This window comes from Ramlibacter sp., assembly GCF_035655895.1.
GTDB lineage: Bacteria > Pseudomonadota > Gammaproteobacteria > Burkholderiales > Burkholderiaceae_C > Ramlibacter.
Genome location: NZ_DASRTN010000006.1, coordinates 73,108 through 92,983, shown reverse-complemented (window position 1 = coordinate 92,983; position 19,876 = coordinate 73,108). Strand labels below are relative to the sequence as shown.

Here is a 19,876-nt window from a genome sequence, read left to right as displayed (position 1 = left end):
ACGCTACTTGCCGCCCTTGATCTCCGGCGAATCGGTGTCCGGCCCGGTGGAGGAGCGCAGCACGTGCAGGTCGCGGTCGAACCAGACGGTGAAGTACATCGAGGTGTTGGGCGGCTGCATGAAGCGCCAGTCCCAGGCTTCCTCGCCCTTGAGCGGATAAGGCGTGCGCTTGGCCGGCTTGCCCAGCATGCGGCGCACCTGCTCCATCGGCATGCCGGGCTGCACCCGCGCGAACGTGACCGGGTTGAGCACCTGCCGCAGCGCGGTCATCTTGCCGGCCGGGCCGATGCTGACCATGTAGTTCTGGTGGCCCTGGGGATTGCGGTTGTATTCGAGGGTGCGGGTGCCGTCCGGCTCGTCCCAGACGTTCTCCGGCTGGCCGAACTGGGCGCGGACATCGGCCTCGGTCGAGACCCCCTCTTCCAGCTGGCTGATGCGCCGCTGGTCGCATCCGGCCAACGCGGCCAGAACGGCCAGGACACCACTGACGAGTCGCATCGACCACCCTGAGTAAAATTGCCGGCTCACCCGATCGAGTCTATGTCCAAGTTGCTCCGCATCTTCCGCCGCCCGGATTACAAATCCGACATCACGCAGTTCATCGACCAGCTGAAGGCGCAGCGTCCGGACATCGAGGCGCAGCAGCGCGCCGGCCGCGCGCTCTGGTGGGACAAGCACCTGGACCGCGAGGCGATGGGCGAATGGAAGCAGGCCCGCGTGCCGCAGAAGCCCTACGTCTACGGCAGCGGCGGCGGCAGCGAAGACTGACGTGGACGGCGACAACGAGACCACGCTGCCGGCGCCCTCCCCGTCCGAGGCGGCGGGGATGCCCGACGTGGTCGACCAGGTCGCCCTGGCCCGGCTGTATGGCGAACCGCTGTTCGCCATGCCGACCGACCTGTACATCCCGCCGGATGCGCTGGAGATCTTCCTGGAGGCCTTCGAGGGCCCGCTGGACCTGCTGCTCTACCTCATCCGCAAGCAGAACTTCAACATCCTCGACATCCCGATGGCGGCGGTGACCCGCCAGTACCTGCAGTACGTCGACGAGATCCGCAGCCGCAACCTGGAGCTGGCGGCCGAGTACCTGCTGATGGCGGCCATGCTCATCGAGATCAAGTCGCGCATGCTGCTGCCGCCCAAGAAGACGGCCGAGGGCGAGGAAGCCGAGGACCCGCGCGCCGAGCTGGTGCGCCGCCTGCTCGAGTACGAGCAGATGAAGCTGGCGGCCGCCCGCCTGAACGCGGTGCCGCAGATGGGCCGCGACGTGTTGCGCGCCCAGGTCTACATCGAGCAGTCGCTGCAGCCGCGCTTTCCCGAGGTCCACGTGGTCGACCTGCAGGAAGCCTGGCGCGACATCCTCAAGCGTGCCAAGCTCGTGCAGCACCACAAGATCACGCGCGAGGAGCTGTCCGTGCGCGAGCACATGAGCATCGTGCTGCGCAAGCTGCAGGGCCGCAAGTTCATCGAGTTCGAGAACCTGTTCGACACCAGCCGCGGCGTCCCCGTGCTCATCGTCACCTTCATCGCGATGCTGGAGCTGGCCAAGGAAACGCTGATCGAGGTGACGCAGGCCGAAGCGTTCGCGCCCATCTACGTGCGGCTGGCCTACCAGCCGGCCTGAGCCACCACCGACCGACATGCCCTCCCTCGACTTCGACGTCCTCATCGTGGGCAGCGGCCTGGCCGGCCTGTCCGCCGCACTGCACCTGGCCGCGACACACCGCGTTGCGGTGATTACCAAGCGATCCATGGCCGATGGGTCCAGCGGCTGGGCCCAGGGCGGCATCGCGGCCGTCATGGACCGCAGCGACAGCTTCGAGTCGCACGTGGACGACACGCTCGTCGCGGGCGCCGGCTTGTCCGACCCCACCGCGACGCGCTTCGTGGTCGAGCACGCCCCCGAGACCATCGACTGGCTCCGCCAGCTGGGCGTTCCCTTCACGCTGGAGCACGGCGACCTGCACCTCACCCGCGAGGGCGGCCACAGCGCGCGCCGCATCGTGCACGTGACCGACGCCACCGGCGCGGCCGTGCAGCAGACGATGATCGAGCACGTGCGGCGCACGCCCAACGTGCAGCTGTTCGAGCACCACACGCTGGTCGACCTGATCACCAGCCGCCGCCTGGGCGACCAGCCGCAGCGCTGCCTCGGCCTGTACGCGCTCGATGAGGAAACGGACGAGGTCGTCACCTTCCGTGCGGCGCAGACCATCCTGGCGACCGGCGGTGCCGGCAAGGTCTACCTCTACACCACGAACCCCGACACCGCGACGGGCGACGGCATCGCCGCCGCCTGGCGCGCGGGCTGCCGGGTGACGAACATGGAGTTCATCCAGTTCCACCCGACCTGCCTGTACCACCCGCTGGTCAAGAGCTTCCTGATCACCGAGGCGGTGCGCGGCGAAGGCGGCCGGCTGCTGCTGCCCGACGGCACCCGCTTCATGCCGCAGCACGACCCGCGGGCCGAGCTGGCGCCGCGCGACGTGGTCGCCCGGGCGATCGACTTCGAGATGAAGAAGCACGGCCTCGACTGCGTGTACCTGGACATCTCGCACCAGCCGGCCGGCTTCATCCGCGAGCACTTCCCGAACATCCACGCGCGCTGCCTGGAACTTGGGATCGACATCACCCGCCAGCCGATCCCGGTGGTGCCGGCCGCGCACTACACCTGCGGCGGCATCCACACCGACCTGGCCGGCCGCACCGACCTGCCCGGCCTGCACGCCATCGGCGAGACGGCGTATACCGGCCTGCACGGCGCCAACCGGCTGGCCAGCAACTCGCTGGTCGAATGCATGGTGTTCGCCCGGGCCGCCTCGCGCGACATCCTCGGCAACCCCCTGCCCGCGGCGCCGGAGCTTCCGGCCTGGGACGAGAGCCAGGTCACCGACGCCGACGAGGCGGTGGTGATCTCGCACAACTGGGACGAGCTGCGCCGCTTCATGTGGGACTACGTCGGCATCGTGCGCACCAACAAGCGCCTGGAGCGCGCGGCGCACCGCATCCGGCTGCTGCAGGGCGAGATCCAGGAGTTCTACGCGAACTTCCACGTCAGCCGCGACCTGCTGGAGCTGCGCAACCTGGTGACCGTCGCCGACCTGATCGTGCGGTCGGCGCAGGCCCGGCGCGAGAGCCGCGGATTGCACTTCAGCCGCGACTACCCGGCCCTGGCGCCAGACCCGAAACCCACCACCCTGGTGCCCGCGTCCTGAGGCGGGCCGCGCGGGCCTGGGACGGATCGTCAGGCTGTGGCGGTCCGGGAACTCGCCAACGGTCTTCCGCGCAGGCACCCGCCCACGGCGTGGCAACGGCGCCACTCAGGGTCCGCCCTGTACGGCGACCGCGACCCCGCCGCCTAGCATCGGCGCTCCCACAACACGAGGAGCGGAAGATGATCACATTGCAATGGACCCGGCGCCTGGCGCTCGGTGCAGCGGTTGCCGCCCTGGCAGGCTGCACGTCGCTGGGCGGCTCGGCGGGCTGGACCACGCTGGTGGGCGACGGGAGGGGCCTGGAGAACTTCAACCAGGTCGGCCAGGCGGACTGGGCGATGGTGGACGGCGTCCTGCAGGCCACGCGGGGCGGCAAGGAAGCGTCCTACCTCGTGACGCGGGTGCCGTACAAGGACTTCATGGTGCGGGCCGAGTTCTGGGCGAGCGACGACGCCAACAGCGGCCTGTACCTGCGCTGCCAGAACCCCGCGCAGATCACCGACGAGAACTGCTACGAGGCCAACATCTTCGACCAGCGGCCCGACCCCACCTACGCCACCGGCGCGCTGGTGAAGGTCGCGCCGGTGCGACAGCCCGCGCCGCGCGCCGGCGGCAAGTGGAACACCTACGAGATCACCATGCAGGGCGACCACCTGGTGCTGGTGCTCAATGGCGAGAAGACCGTGGATGTCCGCAACACCAAGCTGGCCAGCGGCCCGCTGGCCCTGCAATGGGCACGCGGCACCGTGAAGTTCCGGAAGGTCGAGATCAGGCCGCTCTGACGGGGCCGGCCGGGCCCGGCCGGCGAGCGCGTGGCCGTCGGCCGACGCGGCGGCAGCGGCCCTGCTTGTCCATCCAGTTGACCGCGTTGCCGGCCAGGACGAACTGCCGGGCACCGCGGCGCTGGTCACCCGTCGCGCATGGCCGGACGCCCGGCCCCGCGCCTACCTGCGCTCACGCACCGTCTGCGATTCGCGCTGGTACTGCTCGTGCGGGGTGTCCGCGCTTTGCATGCAACGGGCGCGCTCCTGGGCGTCCTGGAGCTTGTTGCACGCGTCGCGCTGCCACCCCCGCCCGGCCTCGTACAGCTGCTGCGACGAACAACCCTGCAGCGCCGCCAGCAAGGCGAGAACGACCAGCCCGCCACGCGGGACCAGCCCCGCGGTCCGGATCTGTTGCATCGGTTCGCTCCTGGCGAATCGGGCCGCCCTCCATTGGTTCATCGTCATCTTGCTCAGCACTTGTTCACCTTCCCGGGACTGGTCCACCTTGCGCGCCCGCGGCGTCATTCGGCAGCCGGCCTGGCGCGCTTCGGCTTGCCCTTGGCACCCGCGGCGTTGGCCGCGACGGCAGCACGGACCAGCGCCTGGAATGCCTCCCCGTCGATCTCCACGCCGTCGTGCAGGTCGATCGCGCGGCGCGTGTTGCCATCCAGGCTGGCATTGAAGAGACCCGCCGGGTCGGGCAGTGACGCCCCCTTGGGGAAGGTCAGCTTCACCTTGGCCTTGTACGTCTCGCCGGTGCAGACGATGCCGCCGTGCGACCACACCGGGACGCCCCACTTCCATTCCTCCACGATGGCCGGCTCCGCCTGCCGGATGAGCCGACGCATCCTGTCCAATGCCCGCCCGCGCCAGTCCGCGAGCTGCGCGATCGCCTGGTCGATGACGGCCGAGGCCGGCTGATCGGGGGTGGAATCCGAAGTGGTCATGGTCACTCCTGGGGGTTGCGGCAGCCCGCCTGCGCGGCCTTGCGTTCAGGTTCGGGCGTCATCCCTCGTGGAACCACTGCAGGCGCCGGTGCAGCAGGCGTTCGAGCACGAAGCACCCCTCGTGGGCCGCGCACTCGCGCGACCAGGGCTCGACCTCGTCGACACGCTGCACGTGCGTGAACCGCAGTTGCTGGCGGGCCGCGTCCAGACGGATCTGGAGCTCGCCCTGCCCTGCGACAACACCCGGCGTTCGCCCGATGAAGAGCGCGTCGCCCGCGATGCGGGGGAAGAGCGACCGCGCGTAGCGCGACGCGGCGAGGAATTCCACCAGTGTCGCCATCGGTTGCAGCGACGGCCCGTTCTCCCGGACCGCGGAGCTGTAGAACGCGACGGTGTCAGACCATGCCAGCGGCAGGGAGGAATTCGACATGAAGGTGATCTGGATTCCGGGGCAGCAGCGGGCACATGGGCCGACGGCGAGCGGCGCCACGTCACAAGGCGCTGCGCCCGTGGCACCGACGGCATGACATCCTACACGCGGGCACCGGCCCCTCGGACCCGCCAGAACAGCGTGTTGCCGAGCCGCCGCCGGTGAACCTGGATCAGTGGCCTTGCAGCGAATGGCGAGCTTTGGCATCGGCGTAGCAGACGACGCAGACGAGCGTCATGCCATTGAACGCGCGGAAGGCCTCGCTCATTCCCTCCTCCCGCTGGAACGTCTCCTCGCATGCATGACACCAAGCCTGGAGATCGTGTGGATCGTCGCAGTTCTCCACGAAGCCAACAGGCCGTGCGCTGGGGCCGATGAGGTGCTGACACACCACGGCCGACACGCGCTTGCCGTGTGGGCCGCAATCGATCATGAGTGGTTCGGTTTCTGCCATGTTCTCGGTATCACGTTCACGTCAGGCAGCAGCTTCATCTTGCGGTCTGACAATGGGGATCACGGCGGCGTGGCGTCAGCGACGCCGCCGTTCAAGATACTGTCGGACCATTCAGGCTTCACGACAAACCCACGCTCGATGTTGCCTCGAAAGCCGAGAGACTCGTACAGCCGATGTGCGTCGACGCGCTGAGCACCAGACAGCAGGACCACCTTGCAGCAATCGTCCGACCAGGCGAGATGCAACGCGTGGCGCAACACCGCGCCAGCAAAGCCTTGACCTCGGAGCGTCGAAAGCGTGACAACGTGCTCGATCAATCCGATTGGGCGGCCGCCGCTCGCAAAGTTCGGAATCAAGGCCAGCATGCAGGTCGATGCGAGTTGATCGCCATGCTCCGCCACGATGAGCTTCACCGTCTGCTGGCCGAGCAGCGCACTCCAGCGCCTTGCGGCTTCGTCGGCCGACGGTTCCGGATCATCCGGTCGCAGCTCCCTGTAGAGACGCTGCACGACCGGGAGATCTTCGACACGCGCCAATCTGGTCAGCATCTGCACACTCTCTTACTGGCTAACGTTGGAGTTGGCGGCGGGAAGCGCGTTTGCCCCGCGAGACGCTTGTTCCCCCGCATCGATTGCCGCGCAATGCCGCTGGGGGGCCGCGTTGAACAACCTGTTAGCTTGCACGCACCATCCTCACCTCGCGGAGCGTCGTTCCCGCGACGTCGATGTCCTTCACCGACCCGGCGTCCATGGTGAAGCCGGCGGCGGAGTAGAAGCCGATCGCTCGAAGGTTGCGTTCCAGCACCCATAACGTGACGGACGAGAACCCCTGCTGCTCCAGGCGATTGCGAGCGGCAAGCCACAGTTCGCGGCCGACCCCCGTCGTCCATGAGCGCGGATGCACGTACAAGGCCATGAGCTCGCCGCATCCCGGCAGCGCATCCGCGTCACGCGAAGCCCCCAGCGACGCGAAGCCAACAGTGCAAGCCCCTTCAAGCCCGACGAGCAGCTCAGAGTTTCCTTCGGCCAGAATCTGCCGCCACGATTGCTCGCGCCGATCGATGGACAGACCGCCCAGAAACGCCGGATCCAGGATGCCGGCGTACGCCGCCTGCCACGATGCGACGTGAACATCTGCCACTGCGCGGCAATCATCGAGAGATGCTGCTCGGACTTTCATGCAAGCCAAGGTCGGAGTTGACCGGCGCGTACCGGCTGGGCGCCGCGAGGCGTCAGCTCACCAGCACGCCTTGCGGCGCCCTGCCGGTACGTGTCGGTGTTGAACGACTTCTTAGGCATCCCCTTGCGTGGTCTTTAGCACTGTGGCGTCAACCTCAACCAGCTGGCCATCGTAGCCAAGCCTTGCGACCCCAAGCAGGGTCGCAGGCGGGACTCTCCCGCTGAAAAACTCCGTCACCGCACCCCAGGCTGCCGAGAGGGCCGCTTGTTCCCCGACAACATAGACGACCAGTCGCCTGACATCGGTGGTGGTGAACCCGTGAACTCCCAAGACTGTGCGCAGATTCAACAGGCATTGAGTCGTTTGGGCTTGCGGATCGCCGTGCGCAACGATGTTCCCAACCGCGTCGTGAGGCACTTGGCCCGCAACGAACAATTGGTCGCCGATCCGCTGCGCATATTGGTACTGGGGAGTCGCAGCAAGGCCGGCAGTGACTTCGGCTTCATTCATCGATCGGATGTTCCAGCGTACGACGTGATGCCTATCGTCAAGGTGACCGGCACGTTGCAGGGAGGGGCCGCACGGTGCACGATTTCCAACGGCGCCATGCGGCCCCTTGCCGCAATGTGTCCGAGCCGGCCATTCTGTTAGGCCACAGTTGCACAAACGACGAACTCATCGACGTCAGTGAACATGTAGTTCCCCACTGGCGCATAACGGGGATCATCGTGCGCGAACGGGTTTTCGCCAAGCCATTGGATCACGATGGCGCCCCGCCGAAGAACTCTGTCGGTTTCCACCCACGACAAGAATCCCTGATCAAGGCTTAAGTGCTCGTACGTGTCCCCGAGCATTACCACACGAGCCCGAGCGGTTCCACTCGGGACTGGAACGTGCACAACGTCGCCCAGCGCGACTGGAGAGCCGTCGTGATAGCGCAAAATCCCCTACGGTCTAACGTTTGACATGAGTGGCATGACCCGCTTGCCCGGGAACGTCCTCTCGATGGAAGGGTTAGGCCGCACGCTCGGCCTCGCTCAGCTGCTTCAGTGACATCAGCGCCTTTGGCCAAGCCTCATTCATGTACTCGACCCATTCACCAGGCACATCCAGTTCGATCAACAACTTCGTGCCTTCGGGAACACTGATGAAGGTGTAGTTCTCGTAAGCGGGTGCCCAGGCAAGGACGGATTCGCTTCTGGTGTCCTCGACTCCGTTGGAGATGAAACCCAGGTGCCGGATAGAGATGAACTCATCCCTCCGGTTCTGAGCGATCTCTGAGAGCATGCCGTCGCCGGCAGGAGGGGAGAGAAACTTGATCTTTGTTCCCTGCTCCCACGAGCCTTCAAAGTAAGTGCCCTCCGCGAAAGCGGCGGCCCAGTGCTTGTAGCTTTCAGGGCTGATCATTAGGCGCCAAACCGTCGAAACAGGCGCATTGATCGTGATGGCGAACTGAATTTGCTTTTTCGATGACATGCGGAACTCCGAATGTGCAGAATTGTCTGCTTCGGGCGGCCTAACGTCTGAGATGAGAGGCGCTGACCGGCTTGCCGGGCAGCGTCCTCTCAGTGGAAGGGTTAGGCGCCAGTTTCCACCCTCTCGAGGATGAAGGCCACCCGCTCTTGCACTGATGCCTTTGGAAGAAGGCAGATCTTGTAGCCAGCCTCTTCATACGCTGCCACGGTCGGCTGGTAGGAGCGCACTGCTCGTTCGAAGCTGGCATGGCGCTCTGCGTCTTGTACATAGATTTGGGGCCAAGGCTCCGCCACAAACACTGTAGAAGCGTAGCGGTACTGCATTGCAGCCGCCAAATGACGAGCTTCCAGCTTTAGGCCCGACAGCTGCAACCAAGCGAGGCATTCTGGTATGCCGCGATCGAAGAAGACTGGGCCCTCATCGTCTGAGCGGCTTGATGGTTGCTAATGTTCCTTGTCAGGACTTCTTCGAAGAATGCCGCTCGATCAACCGAAGGGAGAGCGGTACCTCCGCATTCTTGTTGCTCTCGGAGGACCGCAAGTGCCGCTTCGTGGACGGTGGAGTAACCGAGCTCGCTCAGCGCCGCCACAAGAGTGGACTTTCCGCCTCCAGATGCACCGGTGATCACATAGAAATTCGAACGAAGCAGCACGCGATTCTCTCCTGGCGCCGCACGTCGAAGTTGACCGCCACGGACCGGCAGGGCACCGCAGGGCGTAGGCTTGTCCACACGCCTTGCGGCGCCCTGCCGGTGCGTGTCCGCGGCGAACGACTTGTTAAGTCTCAGCTGCATCTCTCACCTGAATTGACGTGGACAACCCTCTTAAGTATGCGTGTAGCGCCACGAGATACGCAGCATTCACAAGCAGTCCAACCAGGCCGATGGTGCGGTCCAGCAGCGATGCGCTCTCGCCTCTTGAGATGAATCCGGCGAGACCGACGAGTCCCAGCACCAGCGCGACGTACCCGAGAACGAGAAGACCCCACCACACCCACCTCGGCCCAAAGGCACGCCCGGTTGCGAGCCCATACACAGGAACCAGTACCACGGTGGCGATCGCGACAATCATCAGAGCCGCATAAGGGTCGCGAGGGTCGTCAAGAAAACCGAACTCGACGACCAACAACACAGTGAGAGTCGCGCAGAGCGCTAAGTACGCCGCCGACAGCCGCCGAACATTGAGACTGTTCATTCTGAGACCTAACGTTGGAGTTGACCGGCACGCACCGGCATTGCGCCGCAAGACGTAGGCTTCCGCGCATGGCTTGCGGCGCAATGCCGGTGCGCCTCCGCGTCGAACGACCTGTGAGAGCTCACCGGCGCCACGCCACGTATGCCGCACATAGAACGGCAGCGTACAGCGACCAAGCTGCCACAGTCACGAACAGGTTCCGTTCGTTTCCTCTATGCGTCACGAAGAGATGTCCCAACAACCAAATGAGGCCTCTGAAGCCGAAGGCAAATCCGATGGCGGCTGCGACGCCCATGTACGCCGCATGAGTCCACAACGGAACCTCAGACAGGAACTCACGGGCTCCCCTGCGCCCCAGTAGAAGAACCAGGGTAATGAGAAGGGAAACTTCGAAGATCGGTGCAGCGATGAATGCGGCACAGAGCCTCAGCACCAGCGTCTCGCCTTCGTCAGACCCAGCTTCGGCCGAAGTTCTTTGACTTGTGTGTCGCGGCACTGACAGTGAGCTCTAACGTAGAGGTGACCGGCACGTTGCGGCAAGGCGCCGCGAGGTGCAGGATATCGAACGGCGCCTCGCGGCGCCTTGCCGCAACGTGTCCCAGTCGACCGTTCTGTTAGACCTCACCGGACCAACCCCGTCCTTGATAGAGCGGTCAGTGCTCACAAAGCGCAAGAACATTGCGGACCCTCCCATCGCCAAACACGATCTTGCAGCGGCACGCGGCCGGGCCAGGTACGCGAACGACCGTGAGACCGCCGTCCTCGTGCCGCACAAGATGCTCGCCCATTGACTTGAAGCGAGCAAGCGCTTCGTCCAGCGTGCCTCCGACCGGAATTCCTTCGCATACGCGACGAACTGCCAAATTGTTGCTCGCGCTCGAGTACTGACCCCACGCCCAAGCTGCGCACGCGAGTCCAACGACAAGGAACGCGACGACCGTGGCAATTCGTCGAATGCGCATAGTGCGGTCTAACGTCGGAGTTGACCGGCGCGCACCGGCAGTGCGCCGGACGGCATAGGCTCGTCTGCACGCCTTGCGGCGCACTGCCGGTGCGCATCCGTGTCGAACGACCTGTTAGCCCTCATACGCGCTCACCATAGCCTGCAACTTCTCCCGGTCGTCTGCTGAGATGCCAGAGGCTTGATCCACCACTAGCCCATTAACCAGGTAGTACTCCGTCTCGGTCTTAATGGATCCGCGCTTAAGAACTCTCCTGTAGCTGGCGGCGTAGCGCCTTCGCATCGCAGAAAGCGGGATGAGACCAGCCGCGACTAGCGCTTCGTCCGCCACCTTCACGCTTTCCGGCGCTAAGTCAGCAAGTTCCTCCAGAACGTCATTTACGGCCTGTCTTGTGCCTTCCAGCGCCTTGGACCGCCCGTACTCTCCAGCGATACGTTCGACGGTCGCGCGGAGTGTGGACTCTGGCGGCGGACCACTCCGTCGCCTCCGGAGGTGCACCTGATGGAACTCGAGAAACGCGAGCAGTTCGTCCAACTCTTGCTCGCGCTCGGGTGACATGCGGCGGCTCATGAGGGCTAACGTAAAGGTGACCGGCACGTTGCGGCAAGGGGCCGCACGGTGCAGGATGTCCAACGGCACTGTGCGGCCCCTTGCCGCAACGTGTCCGAGTCGACCGACCAGTTAGGCATCAGCGCACCTCCTTACGCGCGGCTGGAAATCCCCTCAGCACCCACCGTGCACACAATGCAATGCCTTCGAGTGCCAGCCACACCGCGATGGGGAAAAACAGCCCGAGTTTTAAGATCCGGAGCCAGTTCAGAACGAGGACCGGCGCGGCCTCTGGCTCCTTTTTCCAGTCAAGTTCCCAAGGTTGGCGCCCCGCAAGATTCTGCGTCAGCTTCGCCACGGAGCCGTCCGGAAGAACAACCTGGTTCTTCAGGACGTCGATCGTGGACCCGGCTGTCAAGGTGCGATAGACAAACACGCCAGTTTGCTTTCCGGACCATTCAACTGTCGCGAGCGCCAGGCAACCCACAAGCCACAACCCCGCGAGTACCAGACCGAGACGTCGCCATCCATTCAGCCCGATCATGATGTCTAACGTCGGAGTTGACCGGGATGCACCGGGAGTGCGCCACACGGCGTAGGCTTGCCAACACGCCTTGCGGCGCGCTGCCGGTGCGTGTCCGTCTCGGACGACCAGTTATGCGTTTCAACCGACATAGCGTCTCCACAGAAGAGTGGCAATGAACAGCGCAAATCCACCAATCAACAGCCTGAGTACTCCCTTGATGCTCCAAGATGTGTTCGTCGAAAGATGACCACTCGGGGCATCAGCAAACCGAACACGCTTCGCTCTCTGACTGAACGGATAGAGAAGAAAAAGGAGGCTTGTTGCCAGAAGGAATAAGCCAAGTCCGAAGTGAAAAGCGAAGGACAGTTTGGCGGCCGTTGGTGCCGAGGCCGCGTCGAAGGTGCCCAGGCCGCGACTGAACGTCCAAGCTTCCCCTTGTTCCCAGAGCAGCAGAATCGAAGCCATCATCCAAATGGTTGGTCCTAGGATCATCACGCCACAAAGGAATATCGCTGTACGGGGCCACCGCTTGCGAAAGACGAATCCAAGCCAACCAAGTAGCAGGCAGATGCCGCTGACGGCGAGCAACACGTTCATCACAGCGTATAACGTTCGACATGAGCGGCGGGAGACCGGCGTAGCCGGTTGCACGTCCGCTCGATGGAGGGGTTAGCTGCCATGTTTTTCCGACGCGACCACTTCGACCCATCGCGTAGCGTCTTATCTCGACTCGCAATCGCAGGAATCCGGCCGGAGAGTTTCCAGCTAAGGATTCCGGCAATCGGTAGCGCGACGAGGAGGACGAGACTGCCAACGAAGAATGCAACCATGCCGAAGCCATGATCCTCCGACAGGTCAAGTCGATTGACGACCCCGTGTTCCCGCATGTACCACCAAACGAACAGTTCCCCCGCAGCAAGTTCGGTGAGCGCAGCGAGCACAAGGGCGATCAGCGTTGCCGCACATGCGCGGATGGTCGCTCGTATGGCGTTCATGGCCGCTAACGTCGAAGTTGACCGGCACGCAACAACATTGCGCCGTAAGGCGTAAGCTCACCAGCACGGCTTGCGGCGCAATGCCGCTGCGTGTCCGTGTCGAACGACCTGTTAGGCCGGGCGCCTGCCTTCATTGGGAGCTCCTCGTTTTAGCTTGCCCCGCATATGACCGATTACTGCCCCCAAAGCAGCACCACCTAGAGATGAAGCCACGCAAAAGGCGACCCCGTGAGGAAGCAGCCATGCTAAGGGAACAAGGAGAGGCCAGGATAACGTCTTAGCGATGAGCCACACCAGGCCGCCCGCAATGCCCAGCGGGATCACTGCGATCCAGAGCATGGAACAAGCAGCACTATTTGCTTCCGAGCACGTGGCGCCCTTAAGCAGCTCAGGAACCAATAGTGTTGCCAAGCCCGAAGCAAGCCCAATTGCCGCGACAACGATACTCCAGAAGTACGTGTTAGTCAGGCGGCCAGGGCACACGGCAAGATTCTTGGGCATCACGGCGGGCTGCTCCGCCAGAGGCGGGGGCCCCGTACCTTCAAGCGCGGCACGAGAGGCGCTTTGCTGCTTCCCAGCGGGCTGCTCCGACAGAACCGGGGAGCCCGTTCCTTCGAGCGCCGCACGATAAGCGCTTTGCTGATTTAGCGACGAAAGTGCCGGGCACCTGCAACGTGAGCACACATTCAGCTGCGCCTCATTGCGCGCGCTGCAAGCTCCACAACGCCAGACGTAGCTTGGCATTTTTGGCCTAACGTCCGAGTTGACCGGCACGCGGCGGCATTGCGCCGCACGGCGTAGGCTCGTCCACACCACTTGCGGCGCAATGCCGCTGCGTGTCCGTGCCGAACGACCTGTTAGACCTCTCAAGCGCGAGGCTGCTCATTGGCTTTGCGCACTTGGCTTCATGATTACCACAACCGGCAGGGGTGTCGTACAGCGCATAAGGGGAACACTGCTCCGCTCGAGCATGCCTTGTCTCGGGCTCATTGACCATCGCACCTCCCCTGTCTTGTCCTGAAACGTCCAAGAGCCCCCCTGGGGCGGACCGACTTGACGAAGGTCCAACCATTTCCCGTCGAAATAGAGCATGACGATTGACGCCGAGCCCATGTGGATCACGTTCATGCGAGTTCTGAGTTCGGGCTCGCATTCCAGAGGAATAAAAGAACTCACTGGAACCTGGGGCTGCGCTTGTGCGGTGGAATCTGCAGAGATGCATAAGCCGAGGACCAGTGCCAGTGAGGCACTTGCCAGCTGTGGAGTCGCGGCGGCTTTGAAGACGGCAGTCAGCGTTCTCATGAGTTCTAACGTCGGAGTTGACCGGCGCGCACCGGCAGGACGCCGCGAGGTCTACGCTCGCCAGCAGGCTTCGCGGCGCCCTGCCGGTGCGTGTCCGTGTCGAACGACTTGTTAGCCGTCAGCTGCATGGCACAAGATGGCCTTCTGCACTGGAACAAGCAACTTCTTCTGCTCGTAACCGACAAAACCAGGGTAGGTGACCGGGTCCAATGAGAGCTCGCGTCCAATGGAAAACGGTGGTGTCGGCAAAAGCTTAGGGTGTCCCATCAGCTTAAGGTGCGCGCCAGTGAGCGACGAACCGGGAGCATCAACCCCGCTCGGCCAACCATCCGTTATGACAACATCCGCGGAAAAGTCAGCTGACTCCGTGAACGTAACGCCGTCCTTGGCTTCATGGAAGCGCGACTCGCACACATGGTGCACTGAAAGTCCGAGGACACCCGCTAGCTCATGCCACGAGCGTAGGACGTTGGTGGGTGGACCCCAAAGGCAAATACGGGCGCGCTCGATAGGCATAAGACGCGAATCGATAAAATGCGCGTCCGTTAGGACTTCGCAAGGATGCCCCTCGCTTGACATCGCGTTGACTACGGGTCGGCTCGATGCGGCAGCGAAATCGGCCAGTCGCCCATGATCTGGCTCACGAATCACATACAGGCGATAGAACGGATCTAGATAGCCAGCAAGGTCTGAGACCCGCTCTCCAGATTTGAGCAAGTCCGGAAGCTCCGTGAAAGAGAGGCCAAGTTCACGAAATGCTTGGACGAACGTGGTGCGGGTGCGGATTCCCTTGCCGTCAAACGACCAAGCCACGGTGCCTTCAAGTGCCCCTGTCGAACTGTCGACGCGACCCCAGATTGCGCGCACGTCGGCAGCATTGAGGTCTGATAGACGGAGAACGTTCATCTGAGGGCTAACGTTCGACATTAGCGGCAGGCGCCGGCTTGCCGGCGACTGTCCCCTCGATGGAGGGGTTAGGAGGCATTGTGAGTACCTTCACCAACGGCTCGCACGATAAGTCCCCGCCTAGGTAGATGATGACCGACGAAACAAAAGGGGCCACAGAATGCGCAATGCAAGGTAGACCAACGATAACGACGCGACTATTCGGGCAGCAATCTCGAGAGGAAGTTGAATGTGGTCAGGAATTGCGCCACCTATCCAATTGCCAATCTCACAGATGAGCCCACTCCTCCCACTGCACCGATCGGGAGAAAACACCACCGATTCAGCCGCTGAAAGCTGGGCAACATCGCTGCCGAACACAAGGGCAAGGGCCACGAGGATTAGAGCCGCCAACAGCCGAAACAGCGGGCGCATTTGGAAATCGTTGTTCTGTTGCGGATAGCGTCGCATACCGAGAATGATGCCTCCTAACGTTGGAGTTGACCGGCACGCACCGGCAAGGCGCCGCGAGACGTATGCTCCCGCGCACGGCTCGCGGCGCCTTGCCAGTGCGTGTCCGCGTCGAACGAGCTGTTATACGTCAGCACCCGCATCTCCACCTTTGGCCCACGACACTCGCGCCAGTTTTCCCTTGCCCTTACCAAGGTCGCGGCGGTCGATCATTTTCGCGTCGAAGCTGAAGTCTTCGGAGATCCTCACCACGAGGAGCTTGCTGAAATTGCCCGCCCTCTTCACGTGCACCTTCGGTGCCGTCTTCTCAGGGGAGATAGTCTTCACCTCGACGAAGTCGTTCCCGAGCGTTCCGTCCGAACCTTGAGTATGCGCACGGTGCCGTTTCAGGCCGAACTTCACCTCGGCGTACAGCTCCCCGAGCTCGCCCCATATCTGGAGGTACTTCCCCGTGACCATCTTGTAGTCAAGGGCCACTTCCACCAGGCGTTCGAAAACCTCTATGACTTCCGGATCAGCCTCGGGGTACTTCTGCGCAAGCTCTTGCCGGTAGATCTGCTCGTTGATCCAGTCCCAGCTAAGCCACTCTCCGTCGTCCCAAACGCCATCGGAGAACTCGGGGTATTCGCGGCCAGTCATTGAGCAACGCATAGGATCTATGACGTATAACGTCGGAGTTGACCGGCACGCAGCGGCATTGCGCCGCGAGCCGCGCGCGGGAGCATACGTCTCGCGGCGCAATGCCGCTGCGTGTCCACGTCGAACGACCTGTTAGACCGCAAGAACGCTAGGCGGCGCATTTCGGCTCCTTCCAAGAATTCCCATGCTGACTCTTGAAGCCTTCAAGCTGCGAGGGCAGCGCCGGATCTCGCTTGGCAAGTTCATCGACTACCCAGGTGCCCTTGTGCTCTCGGTAAAGGGATGAGAGCACGTATAGCTGCGAGTCGATGTCAAAGCGTATCTTCGCAAGCGTTTCCTTGGAGCATCCGCGGGCCAGTTCGGCCTCCAATTGAAGCAGCCGCTGGAGCTTGTTTAAACCGAGGTCAGCTTGCACGGACGCTAGGACAGGCCCGAACGCTTCCTTGGCATGAGCTGCTCCGACATAAAAGCCCAGCCTATAGGAACCAAAGCAAGCCACGATCGCGGCGGTGACTGAAAGGGTGAGCGCGACAGAGCGTTTCATCTGCGGTCTAATGTCGGAGTTGACCGGCGCGCTGCGGCGAGGCGCGGCGAGACGTACGCTCACCTGCACGGCTCGCCGCGCCTCGCCGCAGCGTGTCCGTGTCGAACGACCTGTTAGGCACCTGGCTCGCGACCATAGAGTACATCGGAGCGGAGGACATACTTGATCCCATCGGTTACAGCTGCACCTTCATGCCAGGTGTCATGTACGAACAGAAGCGCGGCCCCCGTCTTTGGAAGAACCTTGAACTGCCGGAAGTCCGTTTCGCCCCCGACGAACGCTTCATTGAGATAGACCAGGAAGGTAAGCCGACTGACGCACCCACGCTCGGTCCATGGACCGTCCTTGTGCATCTTGAAGCGCTGGCCACGCGAGTACTTGTAGAAGCGGAGGTCCTTTGGCAAGCCGACAGGACGCTCGCCGTCAAGCTCGGGCAATCCGGCGGTGGAGAGCCTCTTCCACAAGGTATCCACCCAATCAGGGTTCTCGAACATGGCGCGATCGTTGTTACGAATCGCAGGCATTGCCATCTGGCCTGCGGCGGTCCGTACGCTGGCAGAACTGAAGCCGACAGCTTCAGCAAGCCTTACGAGCTCCAGGCACTCCCCAGCATTCAAGAACGCAGGAATGCCAAACACACGGTCTGAGTGCGATACAAGTTTCATGCTGGTCGGCTGTTCCAGGCGCCTAACGTCGGAGTTGACCGGCGTGCACCGGCATTGCGCCGTGAGGCGTAGGCTCACCAGCACGCCTCGCGGCGCAATGCCGCTGCGTGTCCGTGTCGAACGACCTGTTAGCCCTCATCGAACCCTGGCCACGAGTCGTCCGCTTCGAGAATGAGTGAGAGCGGCCCCGCATGGAAGTGAGTGTGCCCAGTGTCACCCGCACCAGCAAGCTTCGAATACAGCCTCTCCAGGTCCTCAGGCATGGCCGTCAGCTCAAGCCAACGCTCACCCATGATCTCCAAAGCAAGTGGACCGCTCATCGCTTTGTGCACACGCAGTCCGGGCAAGAACTCTGAGTACGGCGCAGGGTCTCCAGTCAATTCGGCATTGAATTTGGCAGAACGGAGGGGGCCATCCAGAAAGGCGCGGAGTTCGAGAGCGAGCGCATGAAGGCCGACCTTGCGGTCAAGCAGCATCGGGTCCCCGTCCTCGGAATAGAAGATGCGCATGCCGTGAGGGCTAACGTCGGAGTTGACCGGCGCGCACCGGCAAGGCGCCGCAAGACGTATGCTCCCGCGCACGGCGTGCGGCGCCTTGCCGGTGCGTGTCCGCGTCGAACGACCTGTTAGGCAGCATGGCTCCGAGTGCTCATAGAGCTTTGCTGCCCCGGAACTCGTTCATGATCCCATCCACGATTGTCTTGGCCCTTTCCTCCGGGTTCTCGTCGTTCTTCCAAGCATTCAGGTGCTTACCGTGCGAGGTTGTCGTCCAAACAATTCTGCCGGTGTTGACGTCTTGTAGCTCCCATCTGACGTCATAGAACTTCCATGCACCGGAAAGCGTCATCTTGCTTGGAAACACAATGAGTCGAAGGTCCGCCGGAAACTCTCGCTCCTCCACTCGGTTGCTAGAAATGGTCTCGCCGACCGGTACCCGGACGCCTGCGTTGGTGCTGGAAAAGTATTTCCCTGGTTCACTCTCCTTGAACCTCAGAGTTCGAACTTGAACTGACTCAGCTGATAGCGCAGCAGCGAGTTGGCGGTCCACCTCATTGAGCATTTGTGGACCAAACTCTACGTCTCTGATATCGAGGAACGAGTAGACCTGCAGCCTCGCGTTCTTCAGGCTTACCCCAGACGATGCAACTTGGGTCCCCGTGAACTGGTTGGTTGCGCACGCTGTAAGAGACAGAACACTGAGCAGCACTAGGAAGCGGCGGCGAACGGGCATCGACATTGCTCCTCCTTTCGAGCAGGGAAAGGACGCTTGATGCGCCCTGCGCAGACGATAGCCGAAGGCTGCACCGCGTCTAATGCGGGAAGCTCCCTCGCGTCTCCCACAAATACGGGTTGCCGCAGCGGCGCTGCATGCTGCCTAACGTTGGAGGTGAGCGGCACGCAACTGCAGGGCGCCGCGCGGCCTTTCATTTCTTGCGAGCTTCGCGGCGCCCTGCAGTTGCGTGTCCGCCTCGACCGACTTGTTAGCTCACGCGCGCCTCTTCCACAGCTCTTCGTATGTGCCAACGAATATCGGTGACTGCTCGTTCAAGGGCTCCAAGGAAGCGGGCGCACCGCGCGCATAAACCGCGATTTCTTGAGCGAACGCGGCCTGCACTTCAGCAACCGTAGAGTGAACCGGCTGTGGCGGTTGGTAGAAAGCTACGCGAGCTCCGAACGGTTCCACTTTGAACTCGAAGAACTCCCCACGGAAATAGAGAAGGTAGCCGCTCCCTTCGAACTCAAGCTGCCCGTCCATCGGAAGAACGTAGGAACGGGAGCTTCTATCCACTGACCACCATAATCCTGGAACGAATTGGCGCTGAAGCCGTGCGAGCACATCCGGGCGAACGACGGCGTCCTCCAGAATCGCGACCACATCACCAAAGGTGGGGGGCTCGTATCGGTAGCTCATTCGTGCGCCCTAACGTGAAGGTGACCGGCACGTTGCGGCAAGGGGCCGCACGGTGAACGAATTCCCACGGCGCCGTGCGGCCCCTTGCCGCAACGTATCCGAGTCGACCGACAAGTTAGACGTCATGGCGCTCGCCTACGAACAACGCTCGCCAAGGCTACCGTGACTTGCCCCACGATTGCCAGCGGCCAGTACACAAGCCAGTGATACGGCAGGCCTGAAGGATCGCCCCGCCCCAGGAGCGGTGACATTGCTACGAAGACCAAGGCGAGCGAACAGGCGACGAAGCCGGCATGCCAAGACGCTTCCCTCAAACGAAGCCCCGGGGCAACAGCAAGCCAAAGCAGGTGAGGCGCGGCGAAGAAAAGGCCTGAGCCGATCAATTGCACGGCAACCAACTCAAGGCTAAGCGGCTCCCGCTGGAGCGACGACCCAAGTGCCCATACGGCAAGAGCGGCCGGGATTGCCAAGTGCATCGAGATCGCGCGGCGCCTATTCATGACGTCTAACGTGAAGGTGACCGGCACGTTGCGGCAAGGGGCCGCACGGTGCAGGATATCCAACAGCACTGTGCGGCCCCTTGCCGCAACGTGTCCGAGCCGACCGTTCTGTTAGATCGCATGCGACCGGACCTCCTGGACGAAATCCTCACGCCCGAAAATTTCCGCTGCACAGATGCGGCCCCGAAGTTGTCCAGGTCGACTGCGACATTGCCGGAAAGGGGCAGAGAAACGGACCCGCCGTAGCGCTGCCCGATGATGTTTTCCTC

The 19,876-nt window shown here is 62.8% G+C and carries 27 protein-coding genes; 4 read left to right on the top strand and 23 right to left on the bottom strand.

The features are described from left to right. Positions 1-3 precede the first annotated feature (3 nt). Positions 4-498: an outer membrane protein assembly factor BamE gene (locus VFE82_RS03640; RefSeq protein WP_324998879.1), complete on the bottom strand. Its 495-nt coding sequence runs from the start codon at positions 496-498 to the stop codon at positions 4-6. Between the two features lie 42 nt (positions 499-540). Between VFE82_RS03640 and VFE82_RS03635 the strand changes: the two genes are divergently transcribed. The 4 genes from VFE82_RS03635 (at position 541) to VFE82_RS03620 (ending at position 3,997) form a co-directional block, all read left to right on the top strand. Next, on the top strand, positions 541-768 hold the full coding sequence (locus tag VFE82_RS03635; RefSeq protein WP_324998878.1) for a DUF3460 family protein: 228 nt from the start codon (positions 541-543) through the stop codon (positions 766-768). 58 nt (positions 769-826) lie between these two features. Further along, positions 827-1,624 (top strand): ScpA family protein, encoded by a 798-nt coding sequence (locus tag VFE82_RS03630; RefSeq protein WP_324999897.1) that lies wholly within the window; start codon positions 827-829, stop codon positions 1,622-1,624. Between the two features lie 16 nt (positions 1,625-1,640). Beyond that, complete coding sequence (gene nadB / locus VFE82_RS03625) at positions 1,641-3,215, top strand: L-aspartate oxidase (RefSeq protein ID WP_324998877.1); 1,575 nt, start codon at positions 1,641-1,643, stop codon at positions 3,213-3,215. A 179-nt stretch (positions 3,216-3,394) separates the two neighbouring features. Then, positions 3,395-3,997, top strand: a complete 603-nt coding sequence (locus VFE82_RS03620; RefSeq protein WP_324998876.1) for a DUF1080 domain-containing protein — start codon at positions 3,395-3,397, stop codon at positions 3,995-3,997. A gap of 162 nt (positions 3,998-4,159) precedes the next feature. Here VFE82_RS03620 and VFE82_RS03615 read toward each other — a convergent pair whose 3' ends face one another. From VFE82_RS03615 to VFE82_RS03510, 22 genes are all read right to left on the bottom strand, one after another. Then, a complete protein-coding gene (locus tag VFE82_RS03615) occupies positions 4,160-4,396 on the bottom strand; it encodes a hypothetical protein (protein ID WP_324998875.1) in 237 nt (78 codons plus the stop codon). A gap of 104 nt (positions 4,397-4,500) precedes the next feature. Next, positions 4,501-4,926: a DUF1801 domain-containing protein gene (locus tag VFE82_RS03610; protein ID WP_324998874.1), complete on the bottom strand. Its 426-nt coding sequence runs from the start codon at positions 4,924-4,926 to the stop codon at positions 4,501-4,503. Positions 4,927-4,984: 58 nt separating this feature from the next. Beyond that, the gene (locus tag VFE82_RS03605) at positions 4,985-5,356 is read right to left on the bottom strand and encodes a hypothetical protein (protein ID WP_324998873.1); all 372 of its coding nucleotides are present in this window, start codon (positions 5,354-5,356) and stop codon (positions 4,985-4,987) included. A gap of 172 nt (positions 5,357-5,528) precedes the next feature. After that, positions 5,529-5,810, bottom strand: coding sequence for a hypothetical protein (locus VFE82_RS03600; RefSeq protein ID WP_324998872.1), 282 nt, complete (start codon positions 5,808-5,810; stop codon positions 5,529-5,531). A 59-nt stretch (positions 5,811-5,869) separates the two neighbouring features. After that, positions 5,870-6,358: a GNAT family N-acetyltransferase gene (locus tag VFE82_RS03595; RefSeq protein ID WP_324998871.1), complete on the bottom strand. Its 489-nt coding sequence runs from the start codon at positions 6,356-6,358 to the stop codon at positions 5,870-5,872. Between the two features lie 124 nt (positions 6,359-6,482). After that, a complete protein-coding gene (locus VFE82_RS03590) occupies positions 6,483-6,989 on the bottom strand; it encodes a GNAT family N-acetyltransferase (RefSeq protein WP_324998870.1) in 507 nt (168 codons plus the stop codon). A gap of 111 nt (positions 6,990-7,100) precedes the next feature. After that, complete coding sequence (locus tag VFE82_RS03585) at positions 7,101-7,499, bottom strand: RidA family protein (protein WP_324998869.1); 399 nt, start codon at positions 7,497-7,499, stop codon at positions 7,101-7,103. A gap of 504 nt (positions 7,500-8,003) precedes the next feature. Then, a complete protein-coding gene (locus tag VFE82_RS03580; RefSeq protein WP_324998868.1) occupies positions 8,004-8,465 on the bottom strand; it encodes an SRPBCC domain-containing protein in 462 nt (153 codons plus the stop codon). Between the two features lie 101 nt (positions 8,466-8,566). Then, a complete protein-coding gene (locus tag VFE82_RS03575) occupies positions 8,567-8,836 on the bottom strand; it encodes an AAA family ATPase (RefSeq protein WP_324998867.1) in 270 nt (89 codons plus the stop codon). After that, a complete protein-coding gene (locus VFE82_RS03570) occupies positions 8,818-9,258 on the bottom strand; it encodes an AAA family ATPase (protein ID WP_324998866.1) in 441 nt (146 codons plus the stop codon). Before VFE82_RS03570 ends, VFE82_RS03575 begins: the two co-directional genes overlap by 19 nt. Then, positions 9,242-9,658 (bottom strand): hypothetical protein, encoded by a 417-nt coding sequence (locus tag VFE82_RS03565; RefSeq protein WP_324998865.1) that lies wholly within the window; start codon positions 9,656-9,658, stop codon positions 9,242-9,244. Before VFE82_RS03565 ends, VFE82_RS03570 begins: the two co-directional genes overlap by 17 nt. Positions 9,659-10,734: 1,076 nt before the next feature. Next, entirely contained in the window at positions 10,735-11,190 is a 456-nt protein-coding gene (locus VFE82_RS03560) for a hypothetical protein (RefSeq protein WP_324998864.1), read from the bottom strand. A gap of 118 nt (positions 11,191-11,308) precedes the next feature. Continuing rightward, positions 11,309-11,713 carry a hypothetical protein gene (locus tag VFE82_RS03555; RefSeq protein WP_324998863.1) on the bottom strand — a complete coding sequence of 135 codons (405 nt, stop codon included), beginning with the start codon at positions 11,711-11,713 and terminating at the stop codon, positions 11,309-11,311. Between the two features lie 120 nt (positions 11,714-11,833). After that, a complete protein-coding gene (locus tag VFE82_RS03550; RefSeq protein ID WP_324998862.1) occupies positions 11,834-12,292 on the bottom strand; it encodes a hypothetical protein in 459 nt (152 codons plus the stop codon). Beyond that, positions 12,292-12,690, bottom strand: a complete 399-nt coding sequence (locus tag VFE82_RS03545; RefSeq protein ID WP_324998861.1) for a hypothetical protein — start codon at positions 12,688-12,690, stop codon at positions 12,292-12,294. Before VFE82_RS03545 ends, VFE82_RS03550 begins: the two co-directional genes overlap by 1 nt. A 1,413-nt stretch (positions 12,691-14,103) precedes the next feature. Next, positions 14,104-14,898 (bottom strand): ornithine carbamoyltransferase, encoded by a 795-nt coding sequence (locus tag VFE82_RS03540; protein WP_324998860.1) that lies wholly within the window; start codon positions 14,896-14,898, stop codon positions 14,104-14,106. A gap of 573 nt (positions 14,899-15,471) precedes the next feature. Further along, entirely contained in the window at positions 15,472-15,987 is a 516-nt protein-coding gene (locus tag VFE82_RS03535) for a hypothetical protein (RefSeq protein WP_324998859.1), read from the bottom strand. Between the two features lie 148 nt (positions 15,988-16,135). Further along, positions 16,136-16,531, bottom strand: a complete 396-nt coding sequence (locus VFE82_RS03530) for a hypothetical protein (RefSeq protein ID WP_324998858.1) — start codon at positions 16,529-16,531, stop codon at positions 16,136-16,138. Between the two features lie 113 nt (positions 16,532-16,644). Continuing rightward, positions 16,645-16,884 (bottom strand): 2OG-Fe(II) oxygenase, encoded by a 240-nt coding sequence (locus VFE82_RS03525; protein ID WP_324999896.1) that lies wholly within the window; start codon positions 16,882-16,884, stop codon positions 16,645-16,647. A gap of 440 nt (positions 16,885-17,324) precedes the next feature. Next, entirely contained in the window at positions 17,325-17,705 is a 381-nt protein-coding gene (locus VFE82_RS03520) for a hypothetical protein (RefSeq protein ID WP_324998857.1), read from the bottom strand. Positions 17,706-17,844: 139 nt separating this feature from the next. Continuing rightward, on the bottom strand, positions 17,845-18,432 hold the full coding sequence (locus VFE82_RS03515; RefSeq protein ID WP_324998856.1) for a hypothetical protein: 588 nt from the start codon (positions 18,430-18,432) through the stop codon (positions 17,845-17,847). A 249-nt stretch (positions 18,433-18,681) separates the two neighbouring features. Further along, entirely contained in the window at positions 18,682-19,107 is a 426-nt protein-coding gene (locus VFE82_RS03510) for a hypothetical protein (RefSeq protein ID WP_324998855.1), read from the bottom strand. Positions 19,108-19,876: the final 769 nt, after the last annotated feature.

Coding starts and splice junctions, on each gene's coding strand:
- VFE82_RS03635 (WP_324998878.1), top strand. CDS start 541: ATGTCCAAGTTGCTCCGCATCTTCCGCCGCCCGGATTACAAATCCGAC.
- VFE82_RS03550 (WP_324998862.1), bottom strand. CDS start 12,292: ATGAACGTGTTGCTCGCCGTCAGCGGCATCTGCCTGCTACTTGGTTGG.
- VFE82_RS03615 (WP_324998875.1), bottom strand. CDS start 4,396: ATGCAACAGATCCGGACCGCGGGGCTGGTCCCGCGTGGCGGGCTGGTC.
- VFE82_RS03565 (WP_324998865.1), bottom strand. CDS start 9,658: ATGAACAGTCTCAATGTTCGGCGGCTGTCGGCGGCGTACTTAGCGCTC.
- VFE82_RS03580 (WP_324998868.1), bottom strand. CDS start 8,465: ATGTCATCGAAAAAGCAAATTCAGTTCGCCATCACGATCAATGCGCCT.
- VFE82_RS03620 (WP_324998876.1), top strand. CDS start 3,395: ATGATCACATTGCAATGGACCCGGCGCCTGGCGCTCGGTGCAGCGGTT.
- VFE82_RS03605 (WP_324998873.1), bottom strand. CDS start 5,356: ATGTCGAATTCCTCCCTGCCGCTGGCATGGTCTGACACCGTCGCGTTC.
- VFE82_RS03555 (WP_324998863.1), bottom strand. CDS start 11,713: ATGATCGGGCTGAATGGATGGCGACGTCTCGGTCTGGTACTCGCGGGG.
- VFE82_RS03585 (WP_324998869.1), bottom strand. CDS start 7,499: ATGAATGAAGCCGAAGTCACTGCCGGCCTTGCTGCGACTCCCCAGTAC.
- VFE82_RS03570 (WP_324998866.1), bottom strand. CDS start 9,258: ATGCAGCTGAGACTTAACAAGTCGTTCGCCGCGGACACGCACCGGCAG.
- VFE82_RS03595 (WP_324998871.1), bottom strand. CDS start 6,358: ATGCTGACCAGATTGGCGCGTGTCGAAGATCTCCCGGTCGTGCAGCGT.
- nadB (WP_324998877.1), top strand. CDS start 1,641: ATGCCCTCCCTCGACTTCGACGTCCTCATCGTGGGCAGCGGCCTGGCC.
- VFE82_RS03590 (WP_324998870.1), bottom strand. CDS start 6,989: ATGAAAGTCCGAGCAGCATCTCTCGATGATTGCCGCGCAGTGGCAGAT.
- VFE82_RS03545 (WP_324998861.1), bottom strand. CDS start 12,690: ATGAACGCCATACGAGCGACCATCCGCGCATGTGCGGCAACGCTGATC.
- VFE82_RS03610 (WP_324998874.1), bottom strand. CDS start 4,926: ATGACCACTTCGGATTCCACCCCCGATCAGCCGGCCTCGGCCGTCATC.
- VFE82_RS03560 (WP_324998864.1), bottom strand. CDS start 11,190: ATGAGCCGCCGCATGTCACCCGAGCGCGAGCAAGAGTTGGACGAACTG.
- VFE82_RS03520 (WP_324998857.1), bottom strand. CDS start 17,705: ATGCGCATCTTCTATTCCGAGGACGGGGACCCGATGCTGCTTGACCGC.
- VFE82_RS03535 (WP_324998859.1), bottom strand. CDS start 15,987: ATGACTGGCCGCGAATACCCCGAGTTCTCCGATGGCGTTTGGGACGAC.
- VFE82_RS03640 (WP_324998879.1), bottom strand. CDS start 498: ATGCGACTCGTCAGTGGTGTCCTGGCCGTTCTGGCCGCGTTGGCCGGA.
- VFE82_RS03510 (WP_324998855.1), bottom strand. CDS start 19,107: ATGAGCTACCGATACGAGCCCCCCACCTTTGGTGATGTGGTCGCGATT.
- VFE82_RS03530 (WP_324998858.1), bottom strand. CDS start 16,531: ATGAAACGCTCTGTCGCGCTCACCCTTTCAGTCACCGCCGCGATCGTG.
- VFE82_RS03525 (WP_324999896.1), bottom strand. CDS start 16,884: ATGCACAAGGACGGTCCATGGACCGAGCGTGGGTGCGTCAGTCGGCTT.
- VFE82_RS03600 (WP_324998872.1), bottom strand. CDS start 5,810: ATGGCAGAAACCGAACCACTCATGATCGATTGCGGCCCACACGGCAAG.
- VFE82_RS03630 (WP_324999897.1), top strand. CDS start 827: ATGCCCGACGTGGTCGACCAGGTCGCCCTGGCCCGGCTGTATGGCGAA.
- VFE82_RS03515 (WP_324998856.1), bottom strand. CDS start 18,432: ATGTCGATGCCCGTTCGCCGCCGCTTCCTAGTGCTGCTCAGTGTTCTG.
- VFE82_RS03540 (WP_324998860.1), bottom strand. CDS start 14,898: ATGAACGTTCTCCGTCTATCAGACCTCAATGCTGCCGACGTGCGCGCA.